The sequence below is a fragment of the Victivallis lenta genome (assembly GCF_009695545.1).
Classification (GTDB): domain Bacteria; phylum Verrucomicrobiota; class Lentisphaeria; order Victivallales; family Victivallaceae; genus Victivallis; species Victivallis lenta.
Genome location: NZ_VUNS01000003.1, coordinates 180,719 through 195,404, shown reverse-complemented (window position 1 = coordinate 195,404; position 14,686 = coordinate 180,719). Strand labels below are relative to the sequence as shown.

The 14,686-nt window shown below is 52.2% G+C and carries 12 protein-coding genes; all 12 read right to left on the bottom strand.

What is annotated here, in order from left to right; genetic code table 11:
- Positions 1-108 precede the first annotated feature (108 nt).
- Complete coding sequence (locus FYJ85_RS04610) at positions 109-1,737, bottom strand: serine/threonine-protein kinase (RefSeq protein ID WP_154417125.1); 1,629 nt, start codon at positions 1,735-1,737, stop codon at positions 109-111.
- Positions 1,738-1,942: 205 nt separating this feature from the next.
- Positions 1,943-2,500 carry an RNA polymerase sigma factor gene (locus tag FYJ85_RS04605; protein ID WP_154417124.1) on the bottom strand — a complete coding sequence of 186 codons (558 nt, stop codon included), beginning with the start codon at positions 2,498-2,500 and terminating at the stop codon, positions 1,943-1,945.
- Between the two features lie 732 nt (positions 2,501-3,232).
- Complete coding sequence (locus FYJ85_RS04600; RefSeq protein WP_154417123.1) at positions 3,233-5,206, bottom strand: recombinase family protein; 1,974 nt, start codon at positions 5,204-5,206, stop codon at positions 3,233-3,235.
- A 246-nt stretch (positions 5,207-5,452) separates the two neighbouring features.
- Positions 5,453-5,830: a VOC family protein gene (locus FYJ85_RS04595; protein WP_154417122.1), complete on the bottom strand. Its 378-nt coding sequence runs from the start codon at positions 5,828-5,830 to the stop codon at positions 5,453-5,455.
- Between the two features lie 185 nt (positions 5,831-6,015).
- Positions 6,016-8,835, bottom strand: a complete 2,820-nt coding sequence (locus FYJ85_RS04590; protein WP_154417121.1) for a serine/threonine protein kinase — start codon at positions 8,833-8,835, stop codon at positions 6,016-6,018.
- A gap of 106 nt (positions 8,836-8,941) precedes the next feature.
- Complete coding sequence (locus tag FYJ85_RS04585; RefSeq protein WP_158704069.1) at positions 8,942-9,919, bottom strand: peptidylprolyl isomerase; 978 nt, start codon at positions 9,917-9,919, stop codon at positions 8,942-8,944.
- A gap of 4 nt (positions 9,920-9,923) precedes the next feature.
- Complete coding sequence (gene pdxA, locus FYJ85_RS04580) at positions 9,924-10,892, bottom strand: 4-hydroxythreonine-4-phosphate dehydrogenase PdxA (protein ID WP_106053881.1); 969 nt, start codon at positions 10,890-10,892, stop codon at positions 9,924-9,926.
- 1 nt (position 10,893) lies between these two features.
- A complete protein-coding gene (gene thyX, locus FYJ85_RS04575) occupies positions 10,894-11,589 on the bottom strand; it encodes an FAD-dependent thymidylate synthase (RefSeq protein WP_158704070.1) in 696 nt (231 codons plus the stop codon).
- An 11-nt stretch (positions 11,590-11,600) separates the two neighbouring features.
- Positions 11,601-12,182, bottom strand: coding sequence for an ABC-type transport auxiliary lipoprotein family protein (locus FYJ85_RS04570; RefSeq protein ID WP_106053883.1), 582 nt, complete (start codon positions 12,180-12,182; stop codon positions 11,601-11,603).
- A gap of 79 nt (positions 12,183-12,261) precedes the next feature.
- On the bottom strand, positions 12,262-12,894 hold the full coding sequence (locus tag FYJ85_RS04565) for a hypothetical protein (RefSeq protein ID WP_154417120.1): 633 nt from the start codon (positions 12,892-12,894) through the stop codon (positions 12,262-12,264).
- A gap of 135 nt (positions 12,895-13,029) precedes the next feature.
- Positions 13,030-14,226 (bottom strand): aminotransferase class I/II-fold pyridoxal phosphate-dependent enzyme, encoded by a 1,197-nt coding sequence (locus tag FYJ85_RS04560; protein ID WP_235903101.1) that lies wholly within the window; start codon positions 14,224-14,226, stop codon positions 13,030-13,032.
- Positions 14,189-14,671: an Lrp/AsnC family transcriptional regulator gene (locus FYJ85_RS04555; protein ID WP_106053886.1), complete on the bottom strand. Its 483-nt coding sequence runs from the start codon at positions 14,669-14,671 to the stop codon at positions 14,189-14,191. The genes FYJ85_RS04560 and FYJ85_RS04555 overlap by 38 nt, the downstream gene beginning before the upstream one ends.
- Positions 14,672-14,686: the final 15 nt, after the last annotated feature.

Here is a 14,686-nt window from a genome sequence, read left to right as displayed (position 1 = left end):
AAAAGAGCTTTGTCAACCGGATTCAGCTTTTTTAAATGTACTTTTCCTCCTTTCAAAGAACATTGCGTTGTAATCCGGGGATTTCTTTCAATGAAATCGAAAATTTTTTCAATTTTTTTTGAAGTCGGGGAGATGGTACTGTCTTTCCTCCGGACACCCCGGCGTAAATTTGATTTGAAAGATTCGAAGATTTCGAATATGAACCGCTTCTCGAACAGAACCACGCTCCGCACTTATTCCAAACGTCCCTCCAAAAAAGAAAGAAGGTGCGTGCAACATCAGCTTCCCGTCAATATAAAGTCGAAAGAAATGCTCCGTTTGCGCCATTTCGACGGTACGGAAACCGGTAAGGACTTCGGGTTGCCGAATGGGTTTGAAGGTTATTTTGCGGTCATTTTCTGGCTGGTACTCCAATGGGAGAAGCGTTATTTCGCCATTCTCTGAACCGTTCAATGAAAATTGATAATAGGAACGTTCACGCTTCTGACGGTCGAATGCGGATACACGAAAACCAACTCTCCCAACCAGTTTGGAACAATCAAGTTCAAAACGGATTGCGTAAGGGCTTACAATCGGGTGCTTCAAGTAAATGGTACCGCGATTCCCGATCGAAAGAACGTTTCGGTAAATATTGAACCCATGAGTGTTTTCATTTTCCCAATGCGTCCAGCGGTCAAAATCATCAATAAAGACGGTTTCTCGTAAGCGTGGTTCCTTATCCAGTTTAAACGGAGAGTATTTCCGGTACACGGGGTCTTCAAAAGAGCCGGTGTTATGTTCATCCGTGCCATCAGAAACAACAAAGTCAAAGTTTACGCGATTTGCAATTTCTCCGAGAACAAGAGGCTTTTCTTCCGGTGGGGGAGCGGTTTCGTGTTGGTTTTGAAACATAATTCCGGAAAAGAAAAACCCTGCGCCAATTATTGCTCCGCCAATCCAGTACCAATACCGCAACCATGCAAAAATATATTTCCGTTTCGGGACTCCCCAGTTCAGAGCGTTTTCAAATTCTTCCGTAGATTTAAACCGTTGAAGCCGACTCTTTGCACAAGCCGTAAGAATTACCCGATTCAGCTTCCGGTAATCATCGTTTACAAGAGTGCCGGGAAACGTAGGCCATTCTTCAACCTTATTCCCAGTAAGACAGCAATAAAGCACTTTTCCCAAAGCATACAAATCGTCGGTGGTGGTTCTCTCCGATGAAGCGTAAGAAATCCTTTCCGGGGGAATGAACCCAAGCGTACCGCCTACCGTAAGCGTTTGCGAAACCGAACGAAGCAGCCCAATATCGGAAAGCTTGGGGATTCCGTTTACGAACAAAATATTTTCCGGCTTGATATCGCGGTGTACCAATCCTGCGTTGTGTAATACGGAGATTCCCCGAAGGATTTTCTGCGCGATTGAAATGATTTCCTGAGGAGAAAGGCGACCTTTCTTTTTCAATACGTTTTCAAGCGTTGCCGGAACGTACTCTTCCGCAGTACCGAGATTATCGGCCAGTTCCATGATGTAGTATAACTTGTTTTCGGACTCCCCTACGTGAAAAACCCGAATCAAGTATCGAAACTCCGAAACTCTGGAGTAATTACGCAAACCGGCAAACTCCCGGGAAATTTGCGCGGATTTTTCAATGATTTTCAGCGCAACAAGCTTTCCGGTGCGGGTACGAGCAACCCAGACTTCTCCGTATGCACCGGAACCGCATTTTTGAATCAGTTCATAATCGAAAATCTTCATTTGCGTAAGGCTTTTTCCTTCGGTTCGAATAATTGAAGCACCCTTTTCAAATCACGAATCAGCTTATCGTCCTTCTGCAATAATACAAGTCGCTTTCGGCACTTTGAACAATGCAGCAAATGAAACCAACACCGAATTCGCCCCAACAAGGAGCCATTCCTATTTCGGAACTGATCGAGTTCATACGTGGTATAATGCTTCATGGTTATGCGTCTTGAATTTTACTTATGATTTGCTTCAACCGGGCAACGGCACGACTCTTTATTACGTAAACGGTACTTTTTCTTATCCCTAAGAAGTGTGCAACTTCTCCGGCGGTTTTGCCTTCGATTGCGTACAAATGAAAGGCCTGATAAAGCGAAGGTTTCATTTCCGCACGAAGTTTAAACAATGCCTGACTCAAAATGTGCTGAGTCCATTCTTGATCCCATTGCGACTCCAATGAAAGGTCTTCGGTTTCCGTAAAGACGGGGCATTCTGAAGGCTTTCGTCGTCGAATGATATCAATGGCATTGTGAGAAATTAACTGACGCAGATAGTCCCGGAAACGCCCTTTTTCGGGATTGTATTGAAAATTCGAACTTCCTTTAAAAACGTCGAGTAACACTTGTTGACAAAGTTCTTCTTTTTCCAAGTCGGAGAGTTTATAATCTTGGCCTCTTAAAAGAATAAGCGGTCGATAAGTTTGTTCAAACTCAAACCAGGAAATATTGTTTCCGCTACGAATTTCTTCTAATAATGACTTTCTTGTCGTGTACCCCATTGTACACCCCTGCTTGAATTTATTTTCAGTTTTTCCCCGTTTGGAACTATAATTGAACTTAAAACAGGCTTAAAAACTTTGAAAAAGATAGAAAAACGACGTTTCTACACCTCTTCCCTCTTGGACAACATGCTATTAAAAGATTGCAGTAAAAGCATTTGAATTACTATAGCCCATTGCTTACTGATTACAAGTCCCGAAAAAACTAATCTTTCTGTTGGAACCGCTTGATTTAAAGATCTCTCAATCCCGGGGGGGGGGGGCAAACCCCCCCCCCCCCGGGATTGCCGACACCGTCCCACCTTCGCCCGCATCCCTTTGCGACAGTACAATTCAGCGTACCTCCTCCGGGCATCTATCGGAAGAGAGAGGAACGTTTCCTGCCTGCTTGCCATTTTCAGATTTGACCTTTCTCTTCAAGAGTTGCGAGAAAGGCGGATTCGTCTGCCTGCAGAGGATTTTTCAGATCAGCAACTCCGGGCGTCATCCAGTCGTACCGACCTCCCGCAGCGGCAAGAATCACATTGAAATCCTGCACATCGTGACGGCGGGTTTTGGCGTAGTTGTTTGAGCTTTCATCCGTCCCATGAGGCTATCGTTTTTTCGACAAGTCCAGATCCTCTATCAGTTTTCAAAAAACGTCAGAAAAGGGCTTCTGCATGCGTTTACGGCTGTTCCCCTAAATTCCCCAAGAGAAACGGAAACACCACCTCCACGATGCGGGAAACCATGTTATTCGGTATGCGAATCCTCAAACGACTGGCCTCCGGTGCTCTCAAGAGGGAAGGTGTCACTTATCTCCTGCGTGCGCCAGTTCCAACGGCGACTCGGAGAATCTGCCCATGCTTTAGGACGAGGATTACACCCTACCGCAACAATATTCATCGTCTTGTCATCGTAGAGAACCCGTTCTCGCTCGTCCCCCTGATAAAAGCTCTTGTAGTAGTATTTGATGTAAGCCTTGTTTCTCCGCATGACAAAGTTCCAGTTCGGCATAATCCTTGCCCCCCATCTGGGAATCCGTTCCAGAATAAAAGACTTGCCGTTCCGGAAAAAGATTTCAATGTGATATGCAAAGATATTGATCCGTTCGATCAGCTGTTGCGCATGTTTCTTATACAGATTGTCTTCAACATTCTTGACAGCCTGAAGCATATGAAGTTGCAACTTCAGTTCCTCCAGCACTTTTTTCTGGTCAACACAGGCTGTCGCGGTCAGTTCAAGGAGCTCACTCCTGATCTTTTCCATGGAGTTTTTCAGATCTCTTGACAGCTGCTCAAATTGCTCGTCCGGAATACTGCCCCGCTGAAACATATTCGCGAGCGTTTTCTGACGGCTCATGATACGCTCTTTTTCCTGTTCAAGACGGTTTATCTTAACGTCAAGATTACTGCTGCCGTACAATAACCGCTTCTGCTCTTCGAGCAACGGTTTTACAATCAACGCCAGCAGAGATTCCCGTAATCCGATATTGTACAAATCGGGAGGAACTGGCGGCCTGGGTGAGTCCAATGTTTTCTGCGTTACAGGCCAGCGCTCCGGCGGAACTCGCCAGCCGAAAGGGAACGGGTAACTGTAACGGATTCGCGATTTTCCACAATCACGGGAATGCTCTCGATAAATGTTCCTGACACATCCAAAGTAGTACAGCCGACATCCGGCTTCCAGTGAATGCGGCATTGCGTTACAGGACACAATCTGCATCCGCTCTCCACAGTAGCCACAGTAACACAATCCAGTAAAGGCATAGATGTGCTTCCGGTCGTGGTTGTGAATACGTTTATTCCGGAGCCGCTCTTTCATCTGGAGAAATTGGGAGAGGGTAACGATCGGGATGGAACCAAAGCATTTTGACTCGATCAATTCTCCCTCCGAGTTATAGCAATACCCTGCGTATTCAGGGCGCTGGTAGATCGGGATCAGGGTGTCATAGTGCAGATCATGAATCCCGTATTTCTTGCTGAGTTTACGGCAGATCGCCATGTAGGAGAAGTTGGCGACTCCCATTGCAAAAGCCTCCCGGATGAAATCAGCCTCTTTCGGAACGATTTCATACTTATGCTTGCCAATCCTGCGATACCCCCGCATGTTAGCGCCCGAAGGCCTGTAACCGTCGTCCTTGAGTTTTTTCAATGCCGCCTTGCTTTTCTGCCGCTGGATCTCAAGCTGATTGGCGTTGATCATGGAGATCAGAGAAGAGACGATATTGTCCCCAAAAGAATTCGGATCAGCGATTCCCCCCTTGACACAATGCAGCTTGACTTTGTTGCAGATCAATTCCTGCTTCATGTATCCTTCCAGATAACTGTTCGGCAGAGGACGCATCAGCCGGGTGAAATCATCCAGAAGAATGAAATCTATTTCCTTAAGCATGGCAAATGCCTCTCCCAATCCCTGCCGGAAGCGAATCTGCATCGACGAGGTGGAAGCCGCCCAGTTGCGGAGTGCCATATCAAAATTGCAAATGGTGTTTGCGCCTGGTGTATCGGGGTAGAATTTGCCGGATATATTCAAATCCCGAAAGATTCCCACCACGCAATAGCCGCACTCCCTCGCCAACTGCTGGCAATTTTTCACCTGCTGTTCCACACTTGCAGAGACATCATCATCTCCCGACGACTGGCGAGCGTAGATAATCGCCTTCACTTCCTTGCTCATCGCTTCACAACCTTTCTTGTGTTTCGGCGCTGGAAACTGAACCACCATGGTCTGTCCCCGGGCGCCTGTCCCACCTTTTTATGAAGCGTTAAGAAATTTTCCGGAATTTTTTCCGGTTTTTTTCTACCGTTTTTCGAGTCTTCAGACAAGAAAACACTAGCTAATGAACACAGTATTATCCTCGTATGCAGCTGGTTATAATTTTTTTATTTTTTTGCAAAAAAATCCCCGACAGGGAATTTACCCTGTCGGGAAGCGCAGACAAAAGGAGGAGGAATGTATATCAGAAAAAAGTTATGCCGCACGACGGTATGATTTGTTTATGACCCCACAGCCCTCGGGATCGGAAATGAAGTAGATTCCCATTTCGGGATTTTCGTAGCAGATGCAGCCCATGGCTTTGTGTCTGGCATGGGCTGCCTCGTAGTCGTCCGTCTCGAAAGCGAGGTGAAATTCGTTGTCGCCGAGGTCGTAGGGACGGTCCATATCCCGCATCCAGGTCAATTCCAGCAGGTGATCGCCTTTGTCGCATTTCAGGTAGACGATGATGAAAGAGCCGTCCGGAGCGGAAATTCTCCTCGTTTCCTTCATATCCAGCGCTTCCGCATAGAACTTGAGGCTTTTGTCAAGATCGAGAACATTGAAATTATTGTGGATCATTCGGAATTTCATAGCAGGCACCCTCCAGAGGTTGTTTGACGCAATATAGCTCCGGTCAGAAGAAAATTCAATCCCCAAAAGATACGAAAAATAGCGGAAAGTGAATCATTATAATTCCATCAACTTCTTCAATGAAGACAAAAAATCTGCCGGCGCCGCACGATCGCACAACGCCGGCAGAAGAAAACGAAATCCGCTTATTTCATCGCTTCCAACGCCGCCTGGAACTCCGGAAGTTTTCCGTAACGTTTTTCCAAAGCAGCTTTCGCAGCAGCGTCCGCCGCAGTGAGCCGGTCAAAGAAATAGGCGGTCATAAACGGCTTGTAATAAGTTTTCCAAAATGCATGATCCGCGGCTTCCCGCTCCGTTTCCGGCGTGAAGTTGCCGGTCATCATATCAAGATAAAATCCAGGCTTCTGAAGCTTCAATCGCCGTTCGAGACGCTGAATGAAAATGGTTCGGACCCGCGAATCGGAGAGATCGAACGGAACCTGCTTTCCCAGACCGTCCACCGCGGTAATGGAATCCGGCTTTACTCCGGTGATGGTCAAAAGATCGCGGTTCGGCATTTCAATCGAAAAGCTGTCGTTGTCCGGCGTAATTTTGCCGAGACGTTCGACAAAGGCGCGCAGATTCTTCAATTCATTCGGCAGGTCGCTGCCGAACGTGTTGAGCTGATTCAGAATCCGCATCTCCTCCGCACTCTCTCCCGGGACAAACGGGAACATGCGCAATTCAGAGAGATCGCGATTGAAACCGATCGTATTGCCGGTGCGGGCCGCGACCAGAAATGAATTCGCCACTTTTCCAAACAGCGGCCGCAGTTTCGGCATCACTTCGGCAAGACGTTTTGCCGCAACCGCTTTCGCTTCAGCATCCCGTTTGGCCTTCTCTTCGGCAAGACGCTTTCTTTCCGCTTCGGCCTGTTCTCTCTGCTGCCGCTCCCTTTCCTGCTTTTCCGCCAGCTCCCGTTCCGCCGCTTCCGCAGCAGCATGGCGTTTGCCGAGAGCCGTCGTAAATTCCGCATGCGCCGCCGCACGGGCCGGCGCCACGCGGGCAACTTCGTCCACTCGGTGAAACGCATTCAGGAAGGGACGCAGTGCGGTTTCTTCCTCCGGAGTCTGAAAATTCGGGAACTGCCGGAAGAAACGATCGGACTCTTCAAGAAATCCGACACGGTCATCCGGATTGCTCCTGATCCGTTCCATCAATTTGTCGATCGCCGCCAGATATTCGCGGCGCGTTTCGATTTTCGGCTTCGGCTGTTCCTCGGGTTTCTGACCTTCCGCCGGTTTCGGCGTTTTCGACAGGTCCGCCGGACCGGCCGTCTTGTCATCCGGTTTCCTCTGACCCGGATCGGACGGCAGATTCAGAGTCGGCAACTTATTCTCCTTACCCTGAATCATGGCCACCAGTTTGTCGCCATATGGCTGGATGGCAGACGGCAGTTTGTTCCCCGCCGCCAGAAAATAGAACGCTCCTCCCAGACAGCCCAGCGTAATCAGCAGCATAATCAGCGTGCCGATCGCCATCATAACCGTTTTTCCGATGTTGCGCTCTCCGTCTTCCTTTTCCTTCTTCTTTTTTTCTTTTTTCTTGCCTTTGCCGGATTCTTCCGGCGTTTCGACGGGGGGAGCTGCCGGTTTTTCCGCTTTTGGAACAACTTTCAAAGCAAGCGCATCATCATCCGACTTTTTTTCGTTATTTTTCTTAACTTCTTTATCATCAAGTTTTTTAACATCCGTCACTTTTCCGGATGATTCCGCAGCAACCGAAGGCGCCGGTTTCGGCGCGGCAACGGGAGCCGCCACTTTCGGCGCAACAACGGGAGTTACCGCTTTCGGCGGCACCGCCTTCGGCACGGCGGATGGAACCGCCGGTTTCGGCGGATTGGCTTTCGGCATCGCGGCGGCCGGTCCCCTGGCGGCAAACGGAGTCCGGGCGCCTGCGGCGGCGAACGGAGTCTTTGCAGCTCCTCCGCCGAAAGGCGTCCGCGGAGCACCGGCATTCTGTCCCGCTCCCGGCAACCGGAATTTCAGCTGCGGTACCGCGCCGGCTCCGGCATGGACGCTGTTCTGCAAATATAAGTCCAGCGCCTTGATCAGCGTAGCCGGAGTCTGATAACGATCTTCGATATTGCGTGCCATCATTTTCATGATGATGGTGTTCAGTTCGTCCGGCAACTCCGGATTCACCTCTTTCGGCGGCTGCAGATTGCCGGCCACGTGCATCTTGGCAATCTCTTCCGCCGAATCGGCCACATATGGAAAACGGCCGGTCACAAACTGATAGAAGGTTGCGCCGAGACTGTATATGTCGCTGCGCACATCAGTCGGAATGCCGGTCAACTGTTCCGGGCTGATATACTGCGGTGTGCCGAGAACCTCGTCCCCTTCACACGCCTCCTTGTCATTGATGCCCGCCACCCGTGCGAGCCCGAGGTCCGCCAGTTTTGCAAACCCGTTCGCGTCAAGCATGATATTATCCGGCTTGATATCCTGATGTACCAGCTTCTCATCCCGCCATGCGCATTCAAGCGCACTGGCGACTTCGCGGATGATTTTCGCGGCCTTGCGGAATTCGATCGTTTTCTCCTGTTTCAGAATCTCCTTCATGGTCTTGCCGCGGATATACTCCATGGCGAAATAGAAGATTCCGTTTTCTTCGCCGACGGCGTAAGCCTGCACAACGTTCGGATGGCTGATCCGGCCGGCGGCACGCGCCTCCCGGAAGAAAGATTCGACATACTCCTTGTCGTTCAGGAACTTCGCCTGCAGAACCTTCAGGGCGACCGGCCGGTCCAGCGAAAGCTGTCTGGCGAGATAAACTTCCCCCATGCCGCCTTTGCTGATCTCCTTTTCAATCAGAAAATCACCGATAACCGCGCCGGGGGAGGTCGGAGATTCCGGAAAATCAACCTTTTCCTTGCAGAACGTACAGGAAACCTGATTTCCCTCCTCCGGTTTTTCCGCCTCAAACACCTTCTTGCATTTCTCGCAGTAAATCTTCATCACCATACCATATCGTTAACATTTTCCATGTATGAACCACATAAGCTATAAGGGGGAATATATACTCCGAACGGCGAAAATACAAATCTTTCAGAACATATGGGAAATGTTTTCAGAAGAAGTACCGGATAATCGCTTTACTACGCAAACCGGAAAGATAAGCTTCCTTGATCTCCTCGCGCTGCTTCAAATCAATCCGGCGCCGGATTTCCGGACTCAACGTTCGAAAATCCCCCCTGACCTCCGGCGTATGAGCCAGAATCCGCAGAAAAGAGACTCCATCCGCTGTCCGGATCGGACCGTAAACCTTGCCGACTTCAAATTCCGGCATCGCCGCGGCAAATTCGGAACGCAGTCGTTTCCGCTCGATTTCACCGAGATTCCCGCCGTTCTCCGCATCCGGACCGATGCTGTATTTCTTCGCGAGTTCCGCAAAAGCGTCCGGCGAAGCGGAAAGCTTTTCCGCGATCATCCGGCTTTTCTCCTCAAGTTCCGGGTCCGAAGGCCGCAGCATGATCATGGCGAGCTCGATTTTCTCCGGCTTCACGAATTCATCCCGGTGAGCCTGAAAATATTCATGAACTTCGCGCGGCGTGATGTTCGACTCCACCCTGATCCGGTCGAAGATCATCATCTGCAGGATAATATATTCCTCAACCTCCTTGCGCAGATCTTCGATCGTCGTCCCGGACTGCCGCAGTCTCCGGGTAAATTCCGAACGGGAGCGCACTCCCATGCGCTCGGCGATATTGTCGAGTTCCTCCTCGACAGCCTGATTCGGAATCGGAAACGGATTTTCCCGGAACTCCTCCAATACCAGAAGCTTGTCGATCCGGTCATTTACGGCTTTCAGCCGAATCTTACGAATTTCCTCCTCGAGCCGCTTGCCGGAGAATACGGCGTAAGCCTGATATTCGCTGTTCCGGGTCGTATTCAGGATATCCATCAGACTGATCGGCACGCCGTTTACCGAAGCCAGAATCGCGTTGACCTGCGGCGGTTCCTGCTTCGGCTTCAACACCATTCCTTCCTCCGCAAACAGCGGAGCCGCCAGCAGAAAGAGGATCGGAATGCACCAGCGGAATTTCACTTCATCATCCCTTCCGCCTGCTGTGCCGCGACCCGGCGCGAAGAACGGCGAGTTCCACGGCAGCACTCATGCTGCCCGGATTCGCCTTTCCGCGCCAGGCGATATCGAAGGCAGTTCCATGATCGGGACTCGTGCGGATCACCGGCAAGCCGAGAGTCGAATTCACGCCGGAATCAAACGCCAGCATTTTAAACGGGATATGCCCCTGATCATGGTACATGGTCACCAGACCGTCATATCTGTTCCGGATCGACTCCACAAACAGCGTATCCGGCGGAAACGGCCCTTCGATATCGATTCCCGACTTCCGCAATGCCGTCAGAGCCGGCTTGGTTTCGCGTTCATCCTCCAGCCCCATGCAGCCGTTCTCCCCGGCGTGCGGATTGATCGCCGCTGCCGCGAGCCTCGGATGTTCAATTCCCTCGGCGCGGACCGCCTCATGCAGCAGTTCCGCCACCCGGATGATTTCAGCTTTAACCGCAAGTTTCGGCACTTCGGCCAGACTGACATGGCAGGTTACGAAAACCATGCGGAGCGAACCGGAGGACTGCATCATCACAAAGTTGCGGCATTCGCAGAGCTCCGCAATCCGTTCAGTATGTCCGGTGAACGGAATACCGGCCAGATTGACCGCATATTTGTTCATCGGCGCAGTAACAATCGCATCGACCTCACCGGCCAGCGCATCCTTCGTCGCGGCAGTCAGCGCATCGTAGGCCAGCCGTCCGCACCGCGCGTCGGCTGCCCCAAGTTCAAAACTGCCGAACGGAAGCGTTCCGGACGGACGGACCCGAGGCAGAAACCCGTCGCTCCAACGGTGTGCCGCTTCGCGGAGAACCGTCTCTTCACCGTAAATCACAAATTCGGCCCGGCCGCTCCATTTCGGATCGGCGGCGATACGGACGGCCAGCTCCGGGCCGATTCCGGCCGGATCACCCATCGTTATCGCAATGACCGGGACCGAAAGCGCCATCTTACCACTCCTGCCCCTGCTTCTCGAAATAGGCGGCCACATTCGGAATCAGCGGCTTGATCAGCTGTTTGATCGCCTTCGCATACTCACGGATTTCGGCCTGGGCATGATCGCTGTCGCGCAGATCGAGAAAATGCAGCAGATTCGCCAGATCCACCGTACCCCAGAAAGTCACCATCATATTCTGGGGAAGCACGCCGCGCGCTTGTTCCCGGCAGACGCCGGAAGCGATCAGCCGCTCATACAGTTTCAGGCTCGCTTCGTTATGCCGCCGAATCTCTTCACGCAGTTCTTTTCCGTCGAATTCCGGGTCGAAAAACGACGCCTGCCGGTTATTCTCCGACTGACGCCGCAGGATGGACGGCGTATAAAACTCCATATCGATCTCGGTATACCGCCGGGAAATTTCATTGTAGCTCCAGGTACGGTGACGGTGCCACTGCCCGCGAATGAAAAGCGGGCAATGAATGCTGAATGTGAAAACCATATGCTCAAGCGGACTCGTGTGCCGATTCGCAATCAGGTAGGAGAGAAGGCCCACATCCCGCTCATCCATCTCGCTTTTCAGCTTCCCGAACGAAACGCGGGCGGCATTGACGATGGTCGCTTCCGTGCCGAGATGATCGATGAGGCCGACCCATCCCTGTCCGTCGAGAACCTTCACATGGTTGGCGGGCGGTACATTCAAATGTTCCATATTCTGATCCTTTATTTGGCTTTCTGTTCGTCCTGATTCACTTCGAGCAGCAGAGCGCGGACGGCGGCAATCGATTCGGCCATGCATTCCGACATCGCGGCCGCAGCGGCCGCAGGCGTATTCCCCCGGATCGGCTGCTCTGTACTGACATTCAGATTTTCCGTCCGTACCGGACGGCGGTCCACATAAACCCGTACCGTATAATCGACGGAAAGAACGGCTTTTTTCTGTCCCCGGTCGAATTCGCAGCGGTAAATGGTTCCGCCCAACCGCAGAAACCGGCCGTTTCTTCCGCCGGTGCGGACCTCTTCACGGGGAGAAAGCGCCCTGTGAAGCTGCCGCTCCAACATCAGATCCGGGGAGAGAAGCCAACGGTTGTAATCGTCGGAAAACATTTTTCCATCGCTTTCCCGGTACAGAAAGCGGCGGTCGGAACCCGAAAGATTCCGGAAAGTGCCGAGCTCGAAACGAACCTCCGGCAGCGGTTTCTCCGGCACGGAAAGATCGTATTCCGCCGGTTCCACATAAGAGGTCGACATCAACGCACACCCGGCCATCAGCGGCAGAAGCAAAGCGCAAAGCCAAAGTTTCATTCTGTTTTCTCCTCTGTCAATCGTTCCGTCATTTATCCGTCATTTCTGGATTTTAACGGAACAAATCGTCATTTTCTGTTCAATACGGTCGACTGTAATAGATTCCGCTTCCGTTTGAACCGTAATTGGCCCAGAGAATCCGTCTCGGATTCTGTCCGAGAAAAATTCCGCCGGTTCCGCCATCCGGCTGCTCCGCCTCATTGCCGAGCGACTTCCAGCCGGCCAGCTTCAATGCGGCGGATAAAGAACGGAACAGATTCGACGGTTCGCTGCCGGCATTCCGGAATGATCCGTACACAGCCTTCCTGCCGGGAAAACTGACGACCTGGACCGGAACCGCACCGGCCGGAAGTTCCGGCAGTTCCTCCGGCCACTCCTTCGCTTCCGGCAATTTTTCCGGAGCGACGATCAGAAACAATGTGACCGGTTTTCCGGGACCGCCGTCGACGAGCAGCCAGCGCTCCACCTGCCGCCCGACCTTGTAGGCGACTTTCACCGACCCGCCGGCGGATTGCAGATTTTCCGACCTGAACATCTTCGCCAGCCAGGAAAGCAGCAGAGGAAAATCCGCATTGACCGCCGAAATCTTCAGCTGAAGATCGACGCCGTTGACCCGCATCTTTTCCGCATGCAGCATCCGCCCAATTCCCGGCAACTGCCCGGCCAGCGACTCGCCGGATGCCGTGCCGCCTCCCTTCCAGGGCCAAAGCATGAACACTTCCCCCCGCAAAGGGAGCAACGGACCTGCAATCAGAATCAACAACAGCAAAATCCGACTCATATCCTGCCTCCGCCGATCGGGCGGAACCGCCTCCGCCCAACAGGGGGAAAACGAATCCGCGAACCGTCAATGTTTCAGAGACTGCACGAAACGGCCCATCCGGTCGATCGCCTCGATCAGGTCCGACGCGCTCGTCGCATAGCAGCAGCGCACGAACCCTTCCCCGCAGGCGCCGAATGCGACGCCGGGAACCACCGCCACTTTTTCGGCCTTTAACAACTGCTCCGCGAATTCCGTAGAACTCAATCCGGTGGATTTGACCGACGGAAACGTATAGAACGCCCCTTTCGGCAACAGGCAATCCAGACCGATCCGGTTTAAACCGTCCACCATCAGATTACGGCGTTCACAGTACGATTCACGCATACGGAGCATCTCCTTTTCCCCGTTGCGAAGCGCCTCAAGAGCGGCCTCCTGCGCCATGGTCGACGCACACATGATCGCATACTGATGGACCTTCATCATCGCATCGATGATCTCGCGCGGTCCGCAGGCATATCCGACCCGCCAGCCGGTCATGGCGAACGCCTTTGAAAAACCGTGCAGAAAGAGCGTGCGGTCACGCATGCCGGGCAGCGAAGCGATCGAAACGTGCTCACCCTCATACAGCAGCTCGGAATAAATCTCATCGGTAATGACCACAAGATCGTGTTCCATCGCAATCGCAGCGACCTCCTTCAGGCTTTCCAGCGGCATCACAGCCCCGGTCGGATTGCATGGAAAATTCAGCAGAAGCACCTTGGTCCGCGGTGTGATCTTCCGGCGCAGCACGGCCGGATCGAGCGCAAAAGCGTCTTCGACTTTCGTCTCAATCGGAACCGGAATGCCGTGCGCCATCCGCACTTCCGCCGGGTAGGAAACGAAACAGGGTTCCGTATACAGCACCTCGTCGCCGGGGTCGAGGAGCGCCCGCATGGCGATATCGAGCGCTTCACTGACGCCGATGGTGATGATGCATTCATCTTCGGGACGGTACGAAACGTGATAATTGTCGCGCACATAACGGCAGACTTCCCGGCGCAGCGCCGGCGTTCCAAGATTCGAAGTATAGCTGGTATGACCTTTTTCCAGAGAAAAAATACCGGTTTCCCGGATGGTCCACGGCGTCACGAAATCAGGCTCGCCGACACCGAGACTGATCACATCGTCCATCGTATTGACGAGATCGAAAAAGCGCCGGATTCCGCTTTTCGGAAGCGATTTGATATGGTCGGCGACAAACCCTTTACGGACACACTTTGAGTCGTTCATATTCTTCATCATTCTGCATTATCCTGCCGGATTCCTTGTATTTCTTGAGCATGAATCCCGTCGACGTCGAGATAACCCCGTCAATCGTCGAAAGTTTGGCCGAGACGAAAGAAGCCACATCCTGTAAAGAATCGCCTTCGACCATCAGCAACAGATCAAATCCCCCGGAGATCAGGTACAGGTCCGTGACCTCCGGGTACCGCGCGATACGCTGCGCCACCTGGTCGAACCCTCCCTCGCGCCGCGGAGTCACTTTGACTTCGATCAGCGCCCGCACCTTGCTTACTCCGAGATCTTTTTCGTTCAGAATGACTTTATAGCCGCGGATCACACCCTCGTTTTCGAGAGCAGCGATCGCCTCTTTCACCTGTTCGGGGGTGGCGCCGGTCCGCAGCGCGAGGTCGTTCAGGCTCATCCGCGCATCTTCGTTGAGCAGATTTAAAATTTCAGCTTTCATGAGCAGTTATCCCCT

Coding starts and splice junctions, on each gene's coding strand:
- FYJ85_RS04610 (WP_154417125.1), bottom strand. CDS start 1,737: ATGAAGATTTTCGATTATGAACTGATTCAAAAATGCGGTTCCGGTGCA.
- FYJ85_RS04570 (WP_106053883.1), bottom strand. CDS start 12,182: ATGAAACTTTGGCTTTGCGCTTTGCTTCTGCCGCTGATGGCCGGGTGT.
- FYJ85_RS04555 (WP_106053886.1), bottom strand. CDS start 14,671: ATGAAAGCTGAAATTTTAAATCTGCTCAACGAAGATGCGCGGATGAGC.
- FYJ85_RS04605 (WP_154417124.1), bottom strand. CDS start 2,500: ATGGGGTACACGACAAGAAAGTCATTATTAGAAGAAATTCGTAGCGGA.
- FYJ85_RS04565 (WP_154417120.1), bottom strand. CDS start 12,894: ATGCTTTGGCCCTGGAAGGGAGGCGGCACGGCATCCGGCGAGTCGCTG.
- pdxA (WP_106053881.1), bottom strand. CDS start 10,892: ATGGCGCTTTCGGTCCCGGTCATTGCGATAACGATGGGTGATCCGGCC.
- FYJ85_RS04595 (WP_154417122.1), bottom strand. CDS start 5,830: ATGAAATTCCGAATGATCCACAATAATTTCAATGTTCTCGATCTTGAC.
- thyX (WP_158704070.1), bottom strand. CDS start 11,589: ATGGAACATTTGAATGTACCGCCCGCCAACCATGTGAAGGTTCTCGAC.
- FYJ85_RS04590 (WP_154417121.1), bottom strand. CDS start 8,835: ATGGTGATGAAGATTTACTGCGAGAAATGCAAGAAGGTGTTTGAGGCG.
- FYJ85_RS04560 (WP_235903101.1), bottom strand. CDS start 14,226: ATGATGAAGAATATGAACGACTCAAAGTGTGTCCGTAAAGGGTTTGTC.
- FYJ85_RS04600 (WP_154417123.1), bottom strand. CDS start 5,206: ATGGTGGTTCAGTTTCCAGCGCCGAAACACAAGAAAGGTTGTGAAGCG.